General features: G+C 60.2%; 19 protein-coding genes. 9 read left to right on the forward strand and 10 right to left on the reverse strand.

Annotated elements, in window-relative coordinates; genetic code table 11:
- The first annotated feature begins 295 nt into the window (after nt 1–295).
- The 8 genes from purU (at nt 296) to BN77_RS04945 (ending at nt 11,241) form a co-directional block, all read left to right on the forward strand.
- A complete protein-coding gene (purU, locus tag BN77_RS04910) occupies nt 296–1,180 on the forward strand; it encodes a formyltetrahydrofolate deformylase (protein ID WP_007529085.1) in 885 nt (294 codons plus the stop codon).
- Nucleotides 1,181–1,290: 110 nt separating this feature from the next.
- A complete protein-coding gene (locus BN77_RS04915) occupies nt 1,291–4,218 on the forward strand; it encodes an aminotransferase (protein ID WP_007529087.1) in 2,928 nt (975 codons plus the stop codon).
- Between the two features lie 522 nt (nt 4,219–4,740).
- Complete coding sequence (locus BN77_RS04920) at nt 4,741–4,935, forward strand: hypothetical protein (RefSeq protein ID WP_007529092.1); 195 nt, start codon at nt 4,741–4,743, stop codon at nt 4,933–4,935.
- A gap of 122 nt (nt 4,936–5,057) precedes the next feature.
- On the forward strand, nt 5,058–6,089 hold the full coding sequence (locus BN77_RS04925; protein WP_007529094.1) for a P1 family peptidase: 1,032 nt from the start codon (nt 5,058–5,060) through the stop codon (nt 6,087–6,089).
- 18 nt (nt 6,090–6,107) lie between these two features.
- On the forward strand, nt 6,108–7,955 hold the full coding sequence (locus BN77_RS04930; RefSeq protein WP_007529097.1) for an ABC transporter substrate-binding protein: 1,848 nt from the start codon (nt 6,108–6,110) through the stop codon (nt 7,953–7,955).
- A 47-nt stretch (nt 7,956–8,002) separates the two neighbouring features.
- Nucleotides 8,003–8,950, forward strand: coding sequence for an ABC transporter permease (locus tag BN77_RS04935; RefSeq protein ID WP_007529099.1), 948 nt, complete (start codon nt 8,003–8,005; stop codon nt 8,948–8,950).
- Nucleotide 8,951: 1 nt separating this feature from the next.
- On the forward strand, nt 8,952–9,818 hold the full coding sequence (locus tag BN77_RS04940; protein WP_040676748.1) for an ABC transporter permease: 867 nt from the start codon (nt 8,952–8,954) through the stop codon (nt 9,816–9,818).
- 31 nt (nt 9,819–9,849) lie between these two features.
- Nucleotides 9,850–11,241 carry an amidase gene (locus tag BN77_RS04945; RefSeq protein WP_007529103.1) on the forward strand — a complete coding sequence of 464 codons (1,392 nt, stop codon included), beginning with the start codon at nt 9,850–9,852 and terminating at the stop codon, nt 11,239–11,241.
- Here BN77_RS04945 and BN77_RS04950 read toward each other — a convergent pair.
- The 3 genes from BN77_RS04950 to BN77_RS04960 all read right to left on the reverse strand — a co-directional run bounded on the left by BN77_RS04950 (nt 11,234) and on the right by BN77_RS04960 (nt 13,957).
- On the reverse strand, nt 11,234–12,091 hold the full coding sequence (locus BN77_RS04950; protein ID WP_007529105.1) for a C40 family peptidase: 858 nt from the start codon (nt 12,089–12,091) through the stop codon (nt 11,234–11,236). The two genes, BN77_RS04945 and BN77_RS04950, sit on opposite strands and share 8 nt — an antisense overlap.
- A 10-nt stretch (nt 12,092–12,101) precedes the next feature.
- Nucleotides 12,102–12,452, reverse strand: coding sequence for a MarR family transcriptional regulator (locus BN77_RS04955; RefSeq protein WP_007529107.1), 351 nt, complete (start codon nt 12,450–12,452; stop codon nt 12,102–12,104).
- Between the two features lie 116 nt (nt 12,453–12,568).
- Nucleotides 12,569–13,957 carry a leucyl aminopeptidase gene (locus BN77_RS04960; protein WP_007529109.1) on the reverse strand — a complete coding sequence of 463 codons (1,389 nt, stop codon included), beginning with the start codon at nt 13,955–13,957 and terminating at the stop codon, nt 12,569–12,571.
- Nucleotides 13,958–14,099: 142 nt separating this feature from the next.
- Here BN77_RS04960 and BN77_RS04965 point away from each other — a divergent pair, with 142 nt between their 5' ends.
- Nucleotides 14,100–14,930, forward strand: coding sequence for a tetratricopeptide repeat protein (locus tag BN77_RS04965; RefSeq protein WP_007529111.1), 831 nt, complete (start codon nt 14,100–14,102; stop codon nt 14,928–14,930).
- A gap of 2 nt (nt 14,931–14,932) precedes the next feature.
- Here the strand turns inward: BN77_RS04965 and BN77_RS04970 are convergent, their stop codons facing one another.
- The 7 genes from BN77_RS04970 to BN77_RS05000 form a co-directional block, all read right to left on the reverse strand.
- Nucleotides 14,933–15,565, reverse strand: coding sequence for a LysE family translocator (locus BN77_RS04970; RefSeq protein ID WP_007529112.1), 633 nt, complete (start codon nt 15,563–15,565; stop codon nt 14,933–14,935).
- 82 nt (nt 15,566–15,647) lie between these two features.
- Nucleotides 15,648–16,631 carry a type II secretion system F family protein gene (locus BN77_RS04975; RefSeq protein WP_040676752.1) on the reverse strand — a complete coding sequence of 328 codons (984 nt, stop codon included), beginning with the start codon at nt 16,629–16,631 and terminating at the stop codon, nt 15,648–15,650.
- Nucleotides 16,632–16,643: 12 nt separating this feature from the next.
- The gene (locus tag BN77_RS04980; protein WP_007529116.1) at nt 16,644–17,651 is read right to left on the reverse strand and encodes a type II secretion system F family protein; all 1,008 of its coding nucleotides are present in this window, start codon (nt 17,649–17,651) and stop codon (nt 16,644–16,646) included.
- Nucleotides 17,652–17,655: 4 nt separating this feature from the next.
- Complete coding sequence (locus tag BN77_RS04985) at nt 17,656–19,113, reverse strand: TadA family conjugal transfer-associated ATPase (RefSeq protein WP_007529119.1); 1,458 nt, start codon at nt 19,111–19,113, stop codon at nt 17,656–17,658.
- A gap of 29 nt (nt 19,114–19,142) precedes the next feature.
- The gene (locus BN77_RS04990) at nt 19,143–20,420 is read right to left on the reverse strand and encodes a CpaE/TadZ family protein (protein ID WP_007529120.1); all 1,278 of its coding nucleotides are present in this window, start codon (nt 20,418–20,420) and stop codon (nt 19,143–19,145) included.
- 18 nt (nt 20,421–20,438) lie between these two features.
- Complete coding sequence (locus BN77_RS04995; protein ID WP_007529121.1) at nt 20,439–21,143, reverse strand: CpaD family pilus assembly protein; 705 nt, start codon at nt 21,141–21,143, stop codon at nt 20,439–20,441.
- Between the two features lie 35 nt (nt 21,144–21,178).
- Nucleotides 21,179–22,690 (reverse strand): type II and III secretion system protein family protein, encoded by a 1,512-nt coding sequence (locus BN77_RS05000; protein ID WP_425280172.1) that lies wholly within the window; start codon nt 22,688–22,690, stop codon nt 21,179–21,181.
- Between the last annotated feature and the right edge of the window lie 2 nt (nt 22,691–22,692).

A 22,692-nucleotide genomic window follows, 5' to 3' on the forward strand; every position in this document is an offset into this window, starting at 1 on the left:
ACGGCGGTACGTATCAAGCGAGTGTTCGCTCCGTTAGCCGCCATCTCGCAAATGTGACTTCGCCGGCAAGGTGGCCCACAATGCCGCTACGGCGGGGATACGCGTTTTGACGACGCAAGCGGAACGGAGTTTTGCAAACCCTGCCGTAAGTTGATGTCGACGAGGAACACGAGGAGCCTGCAAGCTTTTGAAGGTTTCTCCTCCAAATAGTTGCATGAATGAAGGCGCGGTGGCCTATCCGTGACTTTCGCTTTGATCTAAGCAGCCGGCAGGCGGCGCCAGAAGGACGGAACAGATGACGAGCTATGTATTGACGGTGACGTGTAAGTCGACGCGCGGGATTGTTGCGGCGATTGCCAATTACCTGGCGGATCAGGGTTGTAACATCGTCGATTCGTCGCAGTTCGATGACCTCGATACCGGCATGTTCTTCACCCGCGTCAGCTTCCTTTCAGAAGAAGGCGTTGGCCTTGCGGCGCTGAAAGAAGGCTTCAAGCCGATCGCCGAGAAGTTTGAAATGGACGCCGAAATCCACGATGGCGCCAGCCGCATGAAGGTCCTCCTGATGGTGTCGCGCTTCGGCCACTGTTTGAATGACCTTCTCTACCGTTGGAAAATCGGCGCGCTGCCGATCGACATTGTCGGCGTGGTCTCCAATCATTTCGATTATCAGAAGGTCGTGGTGAACCACGATATTCCGTTCCACCACATCAAGGTGACGAAGGAAAACAAGCCGCAGGCCGAGGCCCAGCTCCTCGACCTCGTGGATCAAACTGGGACCGAACTGATCGTACTTGCCCGGTACATGCAGGTCCTTTCCGATGCGATGTGCCGCAAAATGTCCGGCAGGATCATCAACATCCACCACTCCTTCCTACCGAGCTTCAAGGGCGCCAATCCCTACAAGCAGGCCTACGAGCGCGGCGTGAAGCTGATTGGCGCCACGGCGCATTATGTGACGGCGGACCTCGATGAAGGTCCGATCATCGAGCAGGATACGGCCCGCATCACCCACGCCCAAAGCGCCGACGATTACGTCTCCATCGGCCGCGACGTCGAGAGCCAGGTGCTGGCCCGCGCCATCCATGCGCATATTCACCGCCGGGTTTTCCTGAACGGCAACCGCACGATCGTATTCCCGGCAAGCCCGGGCAGCTACGCCTCCGAGCGCATGGGCTGATCGCTGCGGCGGGTTTGCCCGTTGGGTGAGTAAGATCTCCTCGCTTGCCGGTAGCACGGATTCGATTATCTGCTTAGTCTGCAAATTCGAATCATGCCGCGGGGGATGCCATGACTGACGAGACGCTTGTCGATCGCGCGACGTTGCCACGCCCTGATGTGACGGCCGCGGAAGCCGGCGACATTCTTCAGTCACGCTATGGCTTGTCGGGGGCGATCACCGAGCTCGGTAGCCAGCAGGATCGCAACTATCGTCTGGATACGGATGAGCGGCGCTACGTCCTGAAAATATGCCATGTGGCCTACGCGACATTGGAGCTTGAGGCACAGAACGCGGCCATCCACCACATCAGCACAAAGGTGGGGGCACCAAGGGTTCCGCGGGTCATCCCGTCGACCGACGGTCAGCACATCGTCGCGGTCACCGTCCGCGATCAGACCTATCAGGTTCGGCTGCTGGAGTATCTGGAAGGCGAGGGGCTCACCCATCCCAAGCATTTGCCGAGGGAATCTGTCGCGGCACTTGGCGCCCTCTGCGCGCGCCTGGCCGAGTCGCTCGCCGATTTTTCGCATCCGGGTCTCGATCGCAGCCTGCAATGGGACCTGCGCCGCGCCGGCCCGGTCGCTGTGCAACTCTTATCTGCGATCACCGACAGCGCCGCACGAGATCGAATCGCTAAGACCATGGTATCGGCGGTCCGGCGAATCCAACCCCTCGCGCCGTACTTGCGCCTCCAGGCTGTGCATCATGACGTGACCGGCGACAACGTCGTCAGCCGTCGCGACGACAAGGGCCACCTGATTCCGGACGGCGTTATCGATTTCGGCGATATCATCCGCGGCTGGCTGATCGGCGATCTCGCGGTCACCTGCGCATCATTACTGCATCAGGCTGATGGCGATCCGCTCTACATTCTTCCCGCGGTAAAGGCGTATCACGAAGTCTATCCGCTGACCGAACAGGAACTGCGCGCTCTCTGGCCGCTGGTCGTTGCTCGCGCTGTCATTCTCGTCGCCAGCAGCGAACAGCAGATCTCGATCGACCCCGAGAACGACTATGTTCGCGGCAATCTCGAATCCGAGCGCCGCATATTCGACACGGCGGTATCCGCTCCGTTCGAACTGATGGAGATTGCTGTCCTAAACGCGGTTGGCATCGAAACCGCCACCCTCTTGACGGAGGATTGGCAGCCGCTATTGCCGGATATCGACCCGGCTACCATTTCCTTCGTCGATCTCGGTGTCCAGAGTCCGCATTTCACCGCGGGCAACTGGTCGCAGGCCGACATTGATTGGCGGCTGCTTGCCCGTGCGGCGGCCGAGACCGGCACCGCTGCGACGCGCTATGGCGAACACCGATTGTCGCGCTCGAAGCTCCGCAGCGCCGCACCGCCGTCAACCTTCACACTCCATTCCGACATTTGCCTGGCAGGCGGCAGCGTGATTGCCGCTCCGTTCGCGGGGAAGGTAAGTTGGAAGAACCATCATTTCATTCTCGTAGGCGAGGGAATCAACCTTCATCTCGATGGAGTTGAGCCTTTGCTTGAGGATGAAGCCGACGTGGAAGCCGGGCAGTCGATCGGGACCGTGTCCGGCGAAGACGGTTCTCTCGGCGGACTGCGCGTTCAGCTTTCCACCCTGCAGGGTACAGAACCCCCGCTATTTTGCGCCCCGCGGGAAGCGGTCGCTTGGTCGCAACTATGCCCGTCCCCAGCCGCCCTTCTTGGTCCCGACGTGAATGCGCCAAGGCCGGCTTCGGCGGAACTGTTTGCGCTCAGGCAGGCTCATCTCGCAAAGCCGCAGAAGAACTACTACGAGGCGCCGCCGCAAATCGAGCGCGGCTGGAAGGAACATATGTTTGATGTCGAGGGCCGTGCATATGTCGACATGCTCAACAACGTCACCATTCTTGGTCACGGCCACCCACGCCTAGCCGAAGCGATCGGCGAGCAATGGTTGCGGCTGAACACCAATTCACGCTTCCACTATGGCGCCATTGCCGAATTTTCGGAGCGGCTTGCGTCGCTTGCCCCGGAAGGGCTGGACACGGTGTTCCTTGTCAACAGCGGGTCAGAGGCGAACGACCTCGCGCTGCGGCTTGCCTGGGCGCACACCGGCGCTCGGCACACACTGTGCCTGCTTGAGGCCTATCACGGATGGTCGGTCGCGAGCGACGCTGTCTCAACGTCGATCGCCGATAATCCGCAGGCTCTGACGACACGGCCCGCCTGGGTGCATGCTGTTCTCTCGCCGAATACATACAGCGGCACATTCCGCGGTTCCGAATCAGCCGCCGGCTATCTGGATGCGGTCTTTGCTGCTCTTGAGGCGATCGATGCAAAGGGCGAGGGCCTGGCTGGCTTCATCGCGGAGCCGGTGTACGGGAACGCCGGCGGCATATCGCTTCCGGACGGTTACCTTACGGCGGTCTACGGCCAGGTTCGAGCTCGTGGCGGTGTTTGCATCGCCGACGAGGTGCAGGTGGGCTACGGGCGGCTTGGCCATCATTTCTGGGGCTTCGAGCAGCAAGGGGTTGTTCCCGATATCATTACGATCGCCAAGGGCATGGGAAACGGACATCCGCTAGGCGCCGTGATCACGACAAGGGCTATTGCCGAATCCCTGGAGAAGGAAGGCTATTTCTTCTCATCCGCCGGTGGCAGTCCGGTCAGTTGTGCGGCTGGCATGACTGTGCTTGATATCATGGCCGACGAAAGGCTGCAGGAGAACGCACGCGTCGTTGGCGATTATCTCAAGGGCCGCTTGGTGGCGCTGATTGAGCACCATCAGATCGTCGGCGCCGTGCATGGCATGGGGCTTTATCTCGGCCTCGAGCTGGTCCGTGACAGGACGACGCTGGAGCCGGCGACGCAAGAGACCGCGGCAATCTGCAGCCGCCTCCTCGATCTTGGTGTCCTGATGCAGCCGACCGGCGATCATCTGAATGTATTGAAGATCAAGCCGCCTCTTTGCCTGACAGCCGAGAGCGCCGATTTCTTCGTCGAGATGCTGGAAAAGGTGCTATCGGAGGGGTGGTAGGCTGCCTATAGCGGCGTTAACCATTTCGTTCATTTCGCGGCTTTGCGTTTTTTAGGCAGATGCGCCATTGCCGGAATCAGCGGCACTTCCTATGTCTGCTCCGTGATCGAAAGAGAGTTTCGGACTGTCACGCGAATTGCACAAAGACTTGATAGGGTTCTTTTCAGCCAATTCGAGCATGATGGAATGAAATTTTCCGAATGGTCGATATTTTGACACGTTTCGGAATATGTTTCTGATAGGCTGTGAACTATAGTCTACAAATGAAGTAGATTAATAGCGCAGTCATCGCCGGCCCCGGAGATGCCAGGGCCTCAAACAAGCGCAACGCCAGAGAAAGGAATGAGACATGAGCGACATCGATACTCTCGCCAATTTCCTTGGGCGAACCGTGCTTGGCAATGACCGTCCGGGCGCCCTCTCCCGCCCGAACTGTCGAATGTGACCTTCGTCAACCCTTAACGGAATCAGACAAGTCAATTCGCCATCGCCAGCGCACGCCGCGCGGCAGGAGTTCTACGCATGAAAAAAGAAGTAATCGAGTACGCAGGCGTTCCCGTCGGGATCGTCATCCCGGATGAGAACCGGTTGAAGTTCATCGCAGTGAAGTTTCACGTTCACGATCTGGACGAGCAACATTTCAGCTCGCCGGCGGAAGTGAAACTCGCCATCCATGATCTGATGACCCGCCGTCACCCGAAGCCCATCCACGCCTGAGAGGATAGGGCACGGCCTAGCCAGCCCCGACAGATTTTCAGACCGGTCTTACCCAAAGGTGAGGCCGGTCTTGTCTTTTGATCGCCGTTGCGGTCCTATCGCGCGCACCTGAAGAAATAAGGATGGCGCGCGTGCTCAATCTGATCACCGACATTGAAGGCGTCTTGGTCGGAAACGCGACGGATTTTAAGCTCGGCTCAGGCGTGACTGTAATTGTCTTCGACGAGCCTGCCACCGCCTCCGGTGCGGTGCTGGGCGGCGCTCCCGGCGGTCGTGATACCGCCCTTCTCGATCCGTCAATGACGGTCGGAGCTGTCGATGCCTTCGTGCTTTCCGGCGGCTCGGCTTTCGGTCTCGACGCAGCGGGCGGCGTTCAGGCAGGTCTTCGGGAAGCCGGTCGAGGCTTTCCAGTCGGAGATGTGAAGGTGCCGATCGTTCCCCAGGCAATCTTGATGGACCTTCTCAACGGTGGTGACAAAGACTGGGGCCTGCAGTCGCCCTATCGGGACATGGGCTACGAAGCTTTCAAGGCAGCGACCAAGGGACGCTTTGCCCTCGGAACCATTGGCGCGGGCGCGGGAGCGACCACAGCGAGCTTCAAGGGGGGGCTCGGTTCGGCAAGTGCCGTGACCAACACCGGCCTGAAGATCGCCGCGATCGTTGCCGTCAATGCGCTCGGTTCGGCGACTGTGGGCGAGGGGCCGCATTTCTGGTCAGCACCGTTCGAGCAGAATGCAGAGTTTGGCGGCCTCGGCTTGCCCTCTCCGATCTCTGACGCTGACACCTGCGTGCGGCTGAAAGGCATGAACACCGCGGCGACCACGATCGGCGCCATCGTCACCGATGCCGAATTGACGAAGCAGGAGGCCCATCGCCTGGCAATCATGGCCCATGATGGCTTCGCGCGCGCCTTGCTCCCGGCTCACTTGCCGCTAGATGGAGACACGATCTTTGCCGCCTCTACGGGCAAAAAGCCGCGGCCGGATCTTCCTGCTTTCCTGGAGCTTTGCCACTTTGCCACGACTGTGATGGCGCGCGCCATCGCACGTGGAGTCTACGAGGCCACCGCACTCCCGGTCGCTGGCGCGCAACAGGCGTGGCGAACCCGCTACCCGGATCGCGCAACATCGCCTAAACAGGGCGATACTGCCTGAAGCGACGGAGACCCTGACATGCAGATCCGTGCCCTGATGAACTTCGACGAACTGGTGCGCACCAACTCCATGCGCCAGGCTGCGGAGAATCTGAACGTTGCGCCGACAGCGATAAGCCGGCAGATCGAGAACCTGGAATATCAGTTTGTCGCACCGCTTGCGGAGCGCAGCGCCCGTGGGGTGAAACCAACGGCGGATCGGGAATTGCTCGCGGGGTGCGTGGGACCGACGCTGCGCGAACTTGATCACGTCGGCCAGCTCATCGAAGACCTGAAGGGATTGCAGCGAGGCAGGGTCAGCATCTATGCCAATAGGGGCTACCGACAGGGGACCAGAATGATGAAGGTTTCGCTCGCGTCATCGATGCGGCTGGTTCGACGTCTCTATCTTGGCACGGCCGCTTCCGTCGGCCTCGTTTTGCTGGGTCTTACCCCGGCGGAAGCCGCCAAGACCACACTGACCCTTGGCATGACGGTGGAGCCGGCTGGCCTTGATCCGACGATCGCAGCCCCTGTTGCGATCGGCCAGGTCACTTGGCAGAACGTTTTCGAGGGCCTTGTAAGGATCGACGAGGCAGGCAAGATCCAGCCGCAGCTCGCCAAAAGCTGGGAGGTCTCTCCAGACGGTCTCACCTATACGTTCAAACTACAGACCGGCGTTGAATTCCATGATGGCGAAGCTTTCAATTCCGCCGCAGCGAAATTCGCGCTCGATCGCGCCCGCGGTGCCGGTTCGGTGAACCCGCAAAAGCGCTTTTTCGCTTCGATCGCTTCCATCGAAACGCCCGACCCGGAGACGCTGGTCCTCAAACTCTCCGCACCGACTGGAAGTCTCCTCTATTGGCTCGGTTGGCCGGCCTCCGTCATTGTGGGCCCGAAGTCTGCGGCCGCGGATAAGACGACGCCTGTTGGCACCGGGCCGTTCAAGTTCGTGAACTGGGCGAAGGGCGACAAGGTCGAGTTAGAGAAGAACGCCGACTATTGGAACAAGGACCTCGCGGTAAAGCTCGACAAGGTGACCTTCCGCTTTATCGCCGATCCACAGGCCCAGGCGGCGGCGTTGAAGTCGGGGGATGTCGACGCCATTCCTGAGTTCGCGGCTCCCGAGTTGATGAATTCGTTTGACGGCGACGCCAAGCTAGCGACCAAGATCGGCAATACCGAGCTCAAGGTCGTGGCCGGCATGAACAATGCGAAGAAGCCGTTCGATGACAAGCGCGTGCGTCAGGCGCTGATGATGGCAATCGACCGGAAGACCGTCGTCGACGGGGCATGGTCGGGGCTTGGCACGCCAATCGGCAGCCACTACACACCGAATGACCCGGGCTATCTCGATCTGACCGGCGTTCTGCCTTATGATCCAGAAAGAGCCAAGGCGTTGCTGGCCGAAGCCGGCTACCCCAATGGTTTTACCTTCACGATCAAGTCGCCGCAAATGGCCTATGCGCCGCGCACCGCGCAGGTCATGCAGGCGATGTTCGCCGAAATCGGCGTGACGATGAACATCGAGCCGACCGAGTTTCCGGCCAAGTGGGTGCAGGATATCATGAAGGATCGCGCCTATGAGATGACGATCGTTGCGCACGCCGAGCCGCTCGACATCGACATCTACGCCCGTGACCCCTACTACTTCAACTACAAGAATCCGGCTTTCAACGAGCTGATGAAGAAGGTGCAGGAAACGCCGGATTCGGCGGCGCAAGCGAAGATCTACGGTGAGGCTCAGAAGATTCTGGCCGAGGACGTACCCGCGCTCTATCTCTTCGTCATGCCCAAATTGGGCGTCTGGGACAAGAAATTGAAGGGTCTCTGGGAGAACGAGCCCATTCCCTCGAACGTTCTCACCAACGTCTCCTGGGAAGACTGATTGCGGATAAGTGACATGGCGAGGCGGCGAATAGAACCGGACCTGAAATGATAAAACTTCTGTCCCGTCGCCTCGCTGGTCTCATCGCTACACTCGCTGTCGTTTCGTTGCTCATCTTCGTCGTGATGGACCTTCTGCCTGGTGATCCGGCCTCCATCATGCTCGGTACGTCGGCGTCGCCGGAAACGCTCGCAAGCCTTCGCCACGAGCTTGGCATCGATCTGCCGCTCCTGTGGCGCTATGGCGAATGGCTGGCCGGCGTAATCCGGGGCGATCTCGGTCAATCCTATACCTACGGCGTGCCGGTGGCCGGGCTGATCCTTGATAGGCTGGCGGTCACGCTGCCGCTGGCACTGATGGCAATCGCGATCTCCATCGCCGTCGCCCTCCCTCTGGGCGCGCTTGCGGCGGCGCACCGCGATAGACTACCGGACGCCGTGGCTTTGGTATTTTCGCAGATCGGTATCGCCGTTCCCGGCTTCTGGGTGGCGCTGTTGCTGATTATGCTCTTCTCGACGGCACTCGGCTGGATGCCAGCCGGAGGCTTCCCGGGGTGGGATGCCGGCATTTGGCGCGCTCTCAGGGCCCTTGTTATGCCAGCGATAGCTCTTGCCTTGCCGCAGGCCGCCGTCCTGACGCGTGTAGCGCGTTCTGCCGTCTTGGAATCCCTCCACGAGGATTTCATCCGAACGGCGGTTGCCAAGGGACTGTCGAAGCGGCGGGTCCTGTGGCGCCATTCTGTCCCGAATGCGCTGGTTCCCGTCCTGACGATCCTCGGCCTGCAGTTCACCTTCCTGGTCGCAGGCGCGGTTCTAGTCGAAAACGTCTTTAACCTTCCGGGCCTTGGCCGCCTTGCATATCAGGCGCTCTCGCAACGTGACATCATCGTCATGCAGGATGTTGTACTGTTCTTCGCTGCGCTTGTCGTCGTCATGAATTTTATCGTCGATCTCTCCTATCTGGCAATCGACCCGCGCTTGCGGAAAGGCGACTGAAATGGCGCCCACTGTCTCCGATCAAATGAGGGCCCCGCGGCGGCGTTTTAAAATTAGCCGGAGAACTGATCTGATGGTCGGCGGTGGTATCATCGCATTCCTGGTCGCCGTCGCGCTTCTGTCGCTGGTCTGGACACCGCTGCCGCCGGCGAAGATGCAAATCGTCCACAAGCTGCAGCCGCCTCTGGCATTCGGCGTTCTCGGGACGGACCAGTTCGGCCGCGACATACTCTCGATGCTGATGGTCGGCTGCTGGAATTCTCTATCGATCGCCATTGCCGCCGTTTCGATGGGCGGGATGCTCGGCTCCGTCGCCGGCGTAGCGGCGGCGGCCGTTCGAGGGCCGTTCGAAGCTCTGCTGATGCGTGCCTGCGATGTTGTGTTCGCCCTTCCGCCGATCCTCTCGGCGATGATGCTGGGGGCCTTTCTTGGCCCGGGCCGGCTTACCGCCATCATCGCCATTGCGTCCTTTATGATTCCCGTCTTTGCCCGCGTCACGTTGGCGACAGCCCTCCAAGCCTGGAGCCGGGACTATGTGCTCGCGGCTCGCGCGATCGGAAATAGTCGTTTCACAATCTCCGTCCGCCATGTATTGCCGAACATCATGAGCCAGATCATTGTCCAGGTCACGATCCAGCTCGGGTTGGCGGTGCTGACGGAGGCCGGACTCAGTTTCCTTGGTCTCGGCATTGCGCCGCCAGCGCCGACATGGGGTCGAATGCTTGCCGACGCACAAACCTACCTAGCGGTTGCGCCATGGTTGGCTATCCTGCCAGGGCTTGCAATTGCGCTCTGCGTCTTCGGATTTAACATGCTCGGCGACGGTCTCCGCGACATGCTCGATCCTCGCGAGGCGAACCGTCGTTAGTCTTCGAACTACAGGCCCGGATGACAATGCCATGTCCGAAACCGATTTAACCATCCGCGAACTGAGGCAGCGCTTCGCTGATCGAAGCCTGTCCCCGCTCGAGTACTGGCTGGCGTTGGAACGGCACATCGAGGCGTGGGAGCCTACAATCTGTGCCCTTTACGCCTATGATCCGGAGGCGACGCGCACGCAGGCAAAAGCGTCAACGGAGCGCTGGATGCGGGGGACGACAGTTGGCATCCTCGATGGTATCCCGGCGACGCTGAAGGAGCTTATCGCCACCAAGGGGCAGCCAGTGCCGCTCGGGACCAGTGCCACCGAACTGGCGCCTGCGACAGAGGATGCTCCTGCGGCGGCACGATTGCGCGAAGACGGCGCGGTGCTCTTTGCGAAGACGACGTGCCCGGACTACGGAATGCTTTCCTCGGGCCTTTCTAGCTTCCATCATCTGAGCCGCAATCCCTGGGATACGTCAAAGAATCCCGGAGGCTCGAGCGCCGGCGCCTCTGCAGCAGCGGCGGCGGGTTACGGACCTCTGCACGTCGGTACCGATATCGGTGGCTCGGTGCGGCTGCCGGCCGGCTGGACAGGCACCTTTGGCTTCAAGCCCAGCCATGGCCGGATTCCGGTCGATCCGTTCTATGTCGGTCGCTGCGCCGGACCGCTGACGCGAACCGTCGAGGATGCCGCCTTTGCAATGGCGACACTCTCGCGTCCGGACTGGCGCGACGGCACCAGCCTGCCCCCGAACGATATCGATTGGATGGACCTCAATATCGATCTCCGCGGCCTGAAGATCGGGTTGATGCTCGATGCCGGATGCGGCCTTGCAGTCGACGACGAGGTGCGTGCGGCGGTCGAGGCGGCTGGTCAGCGATTTGAGGATGCGGGCGCAATTGTCCTGCCGGTTCCCCCCGTCATGACGCGGGCAATGCTCGACGGGTTGGACACGTTCTGGCGTTCCCGCTTCTGGGGCGATATCGAGAACTTGAACCTGGAGCGTCGAAGCAAGATTCTGCCCTACGTCTACAAATGGGCCGAGGGCGGCGCCTCCATCAGCGGCGCCGATGCCGTCAGGGGTTTCAATCAGACGATCGAGATGCGCAAAAGCTGCGGCAGATTGTTCACGAGGGTCGATGCCGTACTTTCACCGACCAACCCCATTGTTTCCTATCCGGCGGAATGGGCTTCGCCGACCAACGATCCCGCGCGTCCCTTCGAACACATCTGCTTTACGGTGCCGTGGAACATGTCGGAGCAGCCCGCCGCATCGATCAATTGCGGTTTCTCGCGATCGGGAATGCCGATCGGCTTGCAGATTGTCGGTCCGCGCTTCGATGATATGCTTGTGTTGAGGCTGTCGAAGGCCTTTGAGAACTGGACAGGCGGGGTGAGGTCGTGGCCGAAGCCGCCGGTCAGATGACCGGGCGGCGGTAACCCGTCGGTTGCTCGTACAGCCAGCCGATGCGCTTGATGGCATCCTCGAAGTTTTCGCGGGCAACGGTCATGGTGTGCCCGTTGGCATGCACGATCGTTTCCGGATTTTCCAGAACGGCAACGTGACCCTTCCAGAAAACCAGGTCGCCACGGCGGAGTTCGGATCGGTCGATCGACTCCCCGAGGGTTGCCGCCTGCATGTCGGTGTCCCGCGGCGCGCTTCGCCCCGTCATCAGCATCGAAAGCTGCACGAGGCCCGAACAATCGATGCCAAGTCCGGACCGGCCGCCCCAAAGATAGGGGGTTTCCAGGAACCGGGTTGCGACGTCGACATAGTCTCCGCCTTGGCCAACCGCGATCGGCTGCACGTGCTTGGCAAAGATCGCCGTCCCATCTTCCAGCATCGCATAGCGGTTGCCGCGCGTTTCGGCTTCCCCGACAATCCGGACCCTGCTGCCCATGGACAGTATGCTCTTGTAGGATTTGCGCAGCTCGGCCTCGAGATAGAGGAACGTCCGCTGAGCCGTGACGACATGCGTGGGCTCCGCACCCGCGTCCGAAAGTGCGGTTTCCGGCAGATAACCGACATAGCCATCGGAGGCGGCCTTGACCCAGCACCAGCCCTCGGCGCGGTCGAACACCGCGACGTCCTCGCCCAGCAGTAGTTCGGTATCGATTCCCTTGGTGATATCCGGCTCGGGCCGCAATCCGATGACCGGCACGGTTACACGAGCCGGCGTGCCAGAAACGAACCGCAGGGCTTCCACATGTCCTTCCAGACCCGCCTCGGCAAGATCCGGTCGGTAGGCATGCAGGCGGCGATCAAGCGTCGTCATTGTATCCCTTTCACGGCGTCAGGTGGCGGCCCTTGTCGCGCACCAGATCGCCAAGCTTTTCCAGATAGAGCGCACCAGTGACAGTGCGCTTTATCACGACGTTTCGCCGGTCGCGTTCATCGCGGACACGATCGACCAGACCCATATCGCCCATTGTATCAAGTGCCCGGGTAATGACAGGCTTGGTTACATTGAGCGTCGCCGCTAGGCCGCGTACGGTATGCGGCGGCGGCACGAGATAGATATGCAGCAGGATCGCCATTTGGCGCAACGTCAAATCACGATCGTCAAGCCTCACCTGATCGAGCGTCACACCATGCCACAGGCCCAACGCCTGCGAAGCCGTCAGTTCGATCGGCATGGGTCCTCCGGAAACTCGTTACACCCGCGTTCCATTTTCCGGCAGTGAATCGTGCGACGCAATGGGGCGGCAGGTTTGCCGCCCGTCACGGTGAATAAAATTTTAACGATCGTCGCTTAGCGAACGCTCTGCCGGATGTAGTGGTAGAGCGCACGAATTGCCTGCGCCTCGCCGCCGCCAGGAGAATGCGGTCGTTCGGAAGGCGCCCAGCCGTAAATATCCAAATGCGCCCAGCTCGTGGTGTTGGAGACGAAGCGCTTGAGGAACAGGGCAGCGGTTATTGCACCGGCCATGCCGCCCGCCGGCGCATTGGTGATGTCGGCGAACTTTGCGCGAATATCCTTTTCGTAGCCGGCATAGAGCGGCAGCCGCCACAGGGGATCATCCGTCTCGAGGCTTGCTTCGATCAGGTCCTGGGCAAGATCGGAGTCGTCGGTGAAGAAGGGCGGCAGGTCGGGACCGAGTGCCACGCGGGCAGCACCCGTAAGCGTCGCCATGTCGATAAGGAGGTCGGGCGCATCCTCATCCGCATAGGCAAGCGCGTCGGCGAGGATCAACCGGCCTTCCGCGTCGGTATTGTCGATCTGCACCGTCAGCCCCTTGCGGCTCCGGTAGATGTCGCCCGGACGGAAGGCATTGGATGAGATCGAATTTTCGACGACAGGAATGATTACCCTGAGATCGACCTTGAGCTTGGCGTCCATGATCATCAGCGCAAGGCCCATGACGTTTGCAGCGCCGCCCATATCCTTCTTCATCAGCAGCATCGAGGACGCCGGCTTGATGTCGAGGCCGCCAGTATCGAAGCAGACGCCCTTGCCGACGAGTGTGATCTTGCGGTGCCCCTTCTTGCCCCAACGCAATTCGAGCAGACGTGGCGCGTCCGTGCTGGCACGGCCGACGGTATGAACGAGCGGGAAGTTCTGGCGGAGGTCGTCGCCGCTGACGACATTGATTTCAGCCTTATAGTGAGCCGCCAGGCCGCGGAAGGCTGCTTCCAGTTCGTTCGGCCCCATGTCATTCGTCGGAGTATTGATCATGTCGCGTGCCAGAAAAACGCCGGCTAGCTGTCGCTTGATATCCGCGCCGTCCGCATCGCGCGGGATCATGAGCGTCGGAGCCGAAGTTTTCTCCGATTTATAACGGTCAAAGCGGTAACTACCGAGGCCGAAGCCGAGCGAGAGGCGGTTTGCCGTCAGCGGCGCCGTTTCGATATGCCAGTCGCCGGCGGGCAGAGTACGTGCAAGCTTGCCGGTGATGTAGGGTTGTTCAGATGGATTGGTGCCGAGCCCGAACAGCGCGCCACCAAGATGACCATCTTCTGTCGGGATCAGCAGCAACGAGCCGCTCTCGGCCTTGTAGCCCGCCTTCTTGGCCCAATCGAGCGCGATTGGATCGATCGTGCCGGTTTCGATATGCGCGGGGGTGACGGCAAAGATCGGCAGCGTCGAGCCGCCCTTGCTGTTGAAGGGGGTGGGTCTCTCGATGAACTGATAAGGTGCCATGAGTATCCTCTGGGGCGTCCGGGAATCGCGTCTTAACGGTCCGTTAGGGTTAACAGACTATTGCTGGAGTGAAGATTGCGTCAAAGCCTTTCCCTGTTCCGCTTTGAGGTCAGACGCCGATTTCGGATCTCAGGGACGCACGATGCCTGCTTCGGCCTGTACTTTACTTAGAACCCGCATTTTTCAGGGCGTTGCGATCGCGCTCGTCGCGCTGGCACTTGCCGGATGCACGACGACCACGGACCGGATGACGACGGGATCCATACCGAAACTCAACAAGCCGGTCGAAGCGATGGATGAAGCAGAACTGCGCAGCTCGACCGAGCGCGTTGGACAGGCGTACGAAAAGAACCCACGCGATGCCGTGAACGGCGTGAACTACGCGAACCTCCTGCGCATGCAGGGCCGCGATGCCCAGGCGCTTGCGGTCATGCAGCAGGTTGCCATTGCCAATCCGACCGATCGAACCGTGCTGGCGGCCTACGGCAAAGCACAGGCTGCGGCCGGCCAATGGCAGCAGGCCCTCGATACGATCGGTCGCGCTCAGACCCCTGATCGTCCGGACTGGAAGCTCACATCGGCCGAGGGCGCGATCCTCGATCAGCTTGGTCGTTCCGCCGAAGCGCGCCAACGCTACCGTGAAGCACTCGATATACAGCCGGGCGAAGCATCGATCCTGTCCAATCTCGGCATGTCCTATGTGCTGACCGGTGACCTCCGGACAGCGGAGACCTATTTGCGCCAGGCGGCAGGGCAGTCCACGGCCGACAGTCGGGTTCGCCAGAATCTCGCGCTCGTCATTGGTCTTCAGGGCCGGTTCCCTGAGGCGGAGAAGATTGCGCGTGGAGAGCTTTCGCAGCAGCAGGCCGATGCCAATGTCGCCTATCTGCGCTCGATGCTATCGCAGCAGAACTCCTGGCAAAAGCTCGCGGCCAAGGATAGCGGCAGTAGCGCCCCCACCAGCACCAACTGACCTCAGCGGCCGGCCAACCCGGAGGTGACGAGTTGCACGCCGAGGCCAGCCATGACTGTCCCGGCCACACGATCGATCGATGTCTTGGCAGCGAGGTAAAGCCGTCTCGGGTGTGTGGCCGAAAATGCGAGCGCCACAACCGCGTACCAGCCGGCTTCAACCGCAAAGACGCCAATCGGCACTGCAAGAAAGAGACCAAGCGGAACGGCTTTGGGTAGCAGCGCAGCAAAGATGCTTGCATAGACAACGATTGTCTTTGGGTTGCTGATCTGTGTCAGGAGGGCGGTGGTAAAGCTTCGGCCGAGTGCCCGACGATCACTTCCCGCATCACCGACGTGGAGCGGCTCTCGCGCGCCGCGCCAGATTCTGAAGGCGATGAAGACGAGATAAGCCCCACCAGCCACCTTCAGGCCGAGATAGAGCCATCCGAAATGCGAAAGCAGCGTTGTTAATCCAGCGAGCGCCAACACGCTGAAGGCAACGCCGCCAACGCCCATCCCGAGCGCCGCCGCAAGCCCGTCCAGACGTGACCGCGACATGGCAATGCGGGAAACGAGAACAAAACTTGGGCCTGGGCTCATCGCCCCGATGAAGAGAGCAGCGATGATACTCAGGAAGATGCTTAGGGATGACATCAACGGCTCCTGCTGGCCTGTGGAGATGTCGCGCAACCTAAGCGCAATGGGCAGAGATGGCCAGCCCTGCGGAAATGGAAGGCTAGAAGCGATCGGCCACCTGGATGCCGGCGGGGCCAAGAATAACGGCGACCAGCACGGGAAGGAAGAACAGGATCATCGGCACCGTAAGCTTCGGCGGCAGTGCGGCGGCCTTTTTCTCCGCCTCGTTCATGCGTTCGTCGCGGCCTTCCTGTGCTAATACGCGCAACGCCTGCGAAACCGGTGTGCCGTAGCGATCGGCCTGAATCAGTGCCTGCGTAACGGACTGCACCAATGGAATCTGTGTACGCAGCCCGAGGTTTTCCAGCGCAACCCGTCGGTCGGGAAGGAAGGAAAGCTCGGCAGTCGTCAGGATCATTTCTTCCGCCAGCGGCGGGGAAGCCTCGCCGAGTTCTTCCGAGACGCGGCGCATGGCCGCCTCGATCGAAATACCCGACTCGACGCAGATTAGCATCAGGTCGAGCGCGTCGGGCCAGGCGCGTTTGATTGAATGCTGCCGCTTCGACATCCGATTGGAAATGAAGATATTCGGCGTGTAGAAGCCCACATAGGCAACGCCAAGCGTCAGAAGAAAGCGCATCGGCGTCGGCTTGTCGGCAAGGTGATTGAGACCGAAGACCCAAAAGACCGCGAGGCCGAAGAACAGGAATGGCAGCACGAAGCGCGCGACGAGGAATATATTCAGCGCATTTTCCGAGCGGAACCCGGCGGCGCGCAGTTTGTTCATCGTATTTTCATCGACGAGCGCCTCGCGAAGATTGAATTTTTCCACGATCTGACGGACAGATCGGTTGTTCTGGGTGCGAAGCGAGCTCTTTCCGGCGGAATCGGCGTTCATTCGTGACCGTTCGCGGGCCCGGATCAATTCGCGCTCCGTCGACACGGCTTTCATTCGCTTGTTGAGGTCGCCACGTTCGAAGAATGGGACAGCGATCGTATACAGGCTGGCGAACACAGCGATGGCGACGAGCACCGCAATCAGCATCGAGGGGTCTGTTAGTTTGCTCGCGAGATCAGATGACATCGCCCGTCTCCATCAGATATCGAAATTGACCATGTTGCGCATGACGAAAATGCCGATCGACATCCAGACCGCCGAAACGCCCATGATCAGATGGCCCCGCGGGTCGGTAAACAGGATCAGCATATATTCGGGCGATGTCAGGTAGACGAGTGTGGCGACGATGAAAGGCAAGGCGCCGATGATGACGGCAGAAGCCTTGGCTTCCATCGACAGTGCCTTCACCTTCGCCTTCATTTTCTTTCGGTCGCGCAAAACCTTCGCGAGATTGCCGATAGCCTCTGAAAGGTTCCCGCCCGCTTGCGATTGGATGGCGATGACGATCGCAAAGAAGCTTACTTCCTGCAAAGGCATGTGGTTGCTCATGCGCGCGCAGGCATCCGGCACACTGAGACCGACCTGCTGCGATTCGACGACACGGCGAAACTCGCTCTTCACAGGATCCTTGCCCTCATTGGCGATGAGCCGGATGGCGTCGTTCAATGGCAAGCCAGACTTGATCGAGCGCACGATGACGTCGAGCGCATTGGGAAACTCGGCGAGGAACTTGTTCTGACGCCGTTTGATCAGAAAGCCGAGTACCCAGCGCGGCAGCCCAAGTCCGGCAATGATGGGCAGACCGAGCACGACCATAACAGGTGCATCCGCCAGGAAAGCGACGAACATCAGGACAAGGCCGAAAATAGCGCTGAACACATAGAAGCGCCCAGGTGTGATCCGGAGGCCGGCCTGCGTCAGTCTCGACTTCAACGACAGCTTCTTCTTGGTGTTTTCCTGCTGGCGTTTCTCAAGGTCCTTCAAATTGTCCTGCACCGATTTGCGACGCTTCGACATTTCCTGGACTCGGTCACGAGCCGCCTTGACGCTCGCCTTGTCGGCCTCAGCCGAAACGACACGGTTAACGCGGTTTGCCGACTTCTTCTCGGTCTCGATCCGCGCGAAGAGAATGCCATAGCAAACGGCACCCGCCGCGATGGCGGCAAGCACGACAATGGCCAACACGACAGGATCGAACCCGAACATCTCATTAATCCTTGGATTTCGCTTCCATATCGTCGAGCGCGGCGGCAAGGCGCTTTTCTTCGTTGAAGTAGCGTGCGCGATCCCAGAAATGGGGCTTGCCGATACCGGTCGATTTGTGTCTTCCGATCAGCCGGCCGGACGCGTCTTCGCCCTCGATTTCGTAGCGCATCAGATCCTGGGTGATGATCACGTCGCCTTCCATGCCGATCACTTCGGTGATCTGCGTGATACGGCGTGAGCCGTCACGCAGGCGCGCCGCCTGGACAATGATATCGATCGAACCGGCGATGATCTCACGTACCGTTTTCGCCGGTAGCGTGAAACCGCCCATCGCAATCATCGACTCGATACGGCTGAGGCATTCGCGCGGCGAGTTCGAGTGGATCGTCCCCATGGAGCCGTCGTGGCCGGTGTTCATGGCCTGCAGGAGGTCGAAAACCTCCGGTCCGCGCACTTCACCGACGATGATCCGTTCTGGACGCATACGCAGGCAGTTCTTGACGAGGTCGCGCATGGTGATCTCGCCTTCGCCTTCGATGTTCGGCGGCCGGGTTTCCAGGCGCACCACGTGCGGCTGTTGCAACTGCAGTTCGGCCGTGTCCTCGCAGGTGATGACGCGCTCATCCGCATCGATGTATCGCGTAAGGCAGTTGAGCAGCGTCGTCTTGCCCGAGCCGGTACCTCCCGAAATGACGACGTTGCAGCGAACGCGGCCGATGATCTGGAGCAGTGTCGCACCTTCCGGCGTGATGGCACCGAAGCGAACGAGCTGCTCGAGGTTGAGCTTGTCCTTCTTGAACTTACGAATTGTGAGTGCGGGCCCGTCGATGGCGAGCGGCGGCGCAATGACGTTGACACGGGAGCCGTCGGGCAGACGGGCGTCGCAGATCGGGCTTGATTCGTCGACACGGCGGCCAACCTGGCTAACGATACGCTGGCAGATCGAAAGCAGCTGGGAATTGTCGCGAAAGCGGATCTCGGATTCGATGGTCTTGCCGCCGACTTCGATGAAGGTCTGGCCGGCACCATTGACCATGATGTCGGCGATGTCGTCTCTGGCAAGCAGCGGTTCGAGCGGACCGTAACCGAGAACGTCGTTGCAGATGTCCTCGAGCAGTTCTTCCTGCTCGGAAATCGACATCGCGAAGTTCTTGATCGTGATGATGTCGTTGACGATATCGCGGATTTCTTCGCGCGCACTTTCTCCGTCGAGTTTGGCAAGCTGCGAAAGATCGATCGTATCGATCAGCGCGGAAAAGACCTGCGCTTTGGTATCGTAGTATTCATCGGTACGGGTTGGGCGCTTGCGCTGCGGCGTCTGCATCGGCGGCGGCGGAACTTGCTGGCGCTGCGGTTCAACCAGAACAGCAGGTGCCGAAGGCAAGGACTGCTGGGCCGGCGGAGGTGGTGCGATTGCCCCTCCCGCCTTGCCAAATCCTTCGTTTCCGCGTTTTCCGAACATGCCTTATTCCAATCCGATCTTGGCGAACGTCATTTGCGCTTCAGCAGGCCAAGCAACCCGCCCTTGCGGGCCTTCTTGACCGCGATACGTCCGGTCACGATGTGCGATATCTGCGAAAATGTCTCCGCGGTTGGCGACTTCGCATCCATCTCCGAGATCATGCGGCCGCTGTTGGCCGCATTGCCGAAGAGGTTGGCGTCAAACGGGATGATCGCGATCGGCTCGGCTTCCAGCGGCTCGCAGAAGTCGGAGGGGCTGATTTCCGGCCGTTTGGGCATGCCGACCTGGTTGAGGATCAGATGCGGCATCTTGTCGTTGGGCCGCAACTTGCGAAGCGCATCCATCATATTCTTGGCGTTGCGCAAGTTGGCGAGATCGGGGGATGCACAAATGACAACCTCGTCAACGGCCGCAAGCACAGAGCGGGTCCATTCCGACCAGGCATGCGGCACGTCGAGGACCGTGATGGGGGCGTTGCGTTGCAACACGTCGAGAACAGGCTGAAACGCTTGCCCCTCGAAATCATAAGCGCGGTCGAGAAGGGAGGGGGCCGCAAGCAAAGACAAATGCTCGGAGCACTTCGTCAGCAGGCGGTCGAGAAATACCTCATCCAAGCGATCGGGCGCATATACCGCCTCGGCAATGCCCTGGGTCGGGTCCTGGTCGAAATCGATGTTGGCCGTGCCGTAGGGCAGGTCGAGATCGGCCAGGATCGTTTCTGTCGAAAACAGGTTGGAGATGCCGAACGCGCAATTGTGCGCGATCGTCGAAGAGCCTACCCCGCCTTTTGCGCCGATAAAACCGATGCTGCGGCCGAGTGGCTCCGCATCGGGGTCTACAAAGATCGCGGCCATCGCCATCATGATGTCAGGCATGGCGACTGGCTGAACCATGTACTCGGAAATACCGTTGCGCACGAGTTCGCGGTAAAGCGCGATGTCGTTGTAGTAACCGACGATAACGACCTTGGTGGAGGGGTCGCAAACGGCGGCGAGCGGCGCGAGCTCACTTAGCAGGCCCGCTGCTCCCGCCTTGCTTTCGAGAATGATCAGATTTGGAGTCGGCGCCGTCGCGAACATGTTGGCGGCGGCTGCGATACCCCCACTCGTGATGCGCAGACCAACCTTCGACATGCGGCGGTCTTGGCTGCAACGCTCCATGACGCGCTGTAATTCTTCGCTCTCACAGAACGCGTGCACCGATATGCGTGGCAAGGGCCGCATGTTCTCGAGCTCGGCCATCCGGATCGCCTCCTCGGCATTCCGCAGCTCGGTGGTGTTCTTGATCTCGTATTCGACGGTGCTCATTGTTCGGCCCAACCCTGATCAGAACGTACTTGAACCGGTGACATCTTCGATCGTGCTCGACGTCTCGCGATACTCCTTGATCGCGGCGTTGCGACGCGTCGCATCGATTGGCGTCATGCCGCGGGGCGCGATCAGGTCTTCCGGGTTCGCCACCTGTGCAGCCAGATTGTTCTGCGTTGCGCAGCCAAAATTGTAGTAGTTCTGGTTGCTGAAATCGTTGATCATGTCCCTTGGCCATTGACCGCATTGCGACGTCATTGCCGTCGTGCCGAGAAAAGTCAGGCGAATGGGCGCGGCGTCGCCCGGACCGGTGGCTGCGTAGCTGCTGTTGACGATCTTGGAACTTGCGATACCGCGAGCCGACAGTTCGGCGCGCACTTGGCCGCGTAGCTGACGCGCGGCGGCTGCATTCGGCGATCCCTCGGGCGTCAACAGATAGACCGGCCCGGTGGCCCGCGACAAATAGTTCTGTGCGAAGCCGCGGATCATGTCACGCTGGGCGATGTTAAGGCGGCGGTCCGTCGAAGCGACCGGGAGATCGACCGACTGCTCGGCTTCAGCAACAACGATTGGGTGGCGTTGGCGATAGTCGTCGGGAATTCCACCGGTCGTCAGGTCGTCGTGGGAGGCGCAGCCCGAAAGCAAGGCGACCGTCACGGCGACCGCAGTCAGCAGCGACTTCGAAAGGCGGGATTCATGCGCTGTGTTCTGCTGGTTGGCCATTGACTGATCTCTGTGTTGTGCCATTGCTGCCGCGCTCATTTGTAGATGAACCCGATGGAGCCATGGAATTGAGCGTTGGCAACGGGTGTCTCGCGGCCGCCATAAACCTTGTTGACGCGATTGAGCAGGAAAGCCGCAGCGTCGTTTTCCGGGCTAAAGTTGTCGTCGGGACGGTTGAGCTGATTGCGCGCGACCGGGCGGACCAGATAGGGCGTTGCAATGATGACAAGCTCGGTCTCGTCACGCTCGACTGTGCGCTGCCGGAACAATGTGCCGAGCAGGGGGATCTTGTTAACACCTGGCGTGCCGTTCGAGGTCTGTGAGACGTTGTCACGGATCAGGCCTGCAAGCGCGATTGAGCCACCGGAAGGAAGTTCGACCGATGTTTCCGCCGAGCGACGTTGATAGGTCGGTGTTGACCCGGAAACCGAAGGTGCAGGCTCCGACACGTTGGTCTTGATTTCCAGGCTGATGCGGCCGGAAGAAAGCACGACAGGTTTAAAGGCGAGATTGATGCCGTAGTTGTAGGGAACGATCGTCGTGTTTCCGTCACTGTCCGTCGTCGAATAGAGCACCTGACCACCGGAGTTGAACGTCGCGGCCTGACCCGAGATCGCGGTCAGCGTTGGCTCAGCCAGCGTTTTGACTACTTTTGCCTGCTCAAGCGCACTGACATAGGTCGAGATATCGTATTTCCCGATCGAGTTTTTGAAGAGGGCTGCCAGGCCGCCGCCGACAAGTGCCGCTGCATTGTCTGCAGAAGGGGTGCCCAACTGCGCGACCGTCAGCCCACTGGAGTTTGAAACCAAATTATCAAAGCCGAGCTGTTTCAGGACCTCCCTACGAACTTCGGCGATAGTCACCTTCAACGTAACCTGATCTTCGCCCTGAATCTGCAAGAGATTGACCACCTGGGATATCTGGCGGTTTTCTGCAAACAGCGCGACTGAACTGTCGCCGCCCGAACCGGTAGCGGTTTCCGTACGTGTCGTTGCTTCGCCGCCCTTCAAAAACACTTGTGCCAGATCCGCAGCCTGGGCCGCATCCTGGGGTGTGCGAACCGTGCCTGTCAGCACGATGTTGTCCGAGACGATCTCGACTTTGATGCAGGAGTCGGGAATGAAGCGCCGGAGATTGGCTTCCAGGCCCGCGACGTCGCGCTCGATCGCGATATCGAGGCTGACGATCTGCTGGCCGTCGGCACCAAAGATGAAGATGTTCGTCTGCCCAACGGTCTTGCCGAAGAGATAGATGCGACGCGAGCTGCGGGTGACGGCGTCGGCCATAGAGGGGTCGGAAACCAGAATGTCATGGGCATCGACTGGCAAGTCGACGACGATCGCCTTCTTCAAACCCAGCTTGAGGCTGCGATGAGCACCAGGACCCGTCTGGGTTATCGAAACGATGCCGTCGGCACTGGCCCAAGCGGTGCTTATGCCGAGGACAGGAGCCAAAAAGCCGGGCGCCACCCCGGTGTATCCGATCGCAAAGGACAAGCACCCTGCCATCAAGGGCTTCATGTGGCGCTTCAAATTGCCCATTCTCATTT

It is taken from the genome of Rhizobium mesoamericanum STM3625, from assembly GCF_000312665.1.
Taxonomy (GTDB): domain Bacteria; phylum Pseudomonadota; class Alphaproteobacteria; order Rhizobiales; family Rhizobiaceae; genus Rhizobium; species Rhizobium mesoamericanum.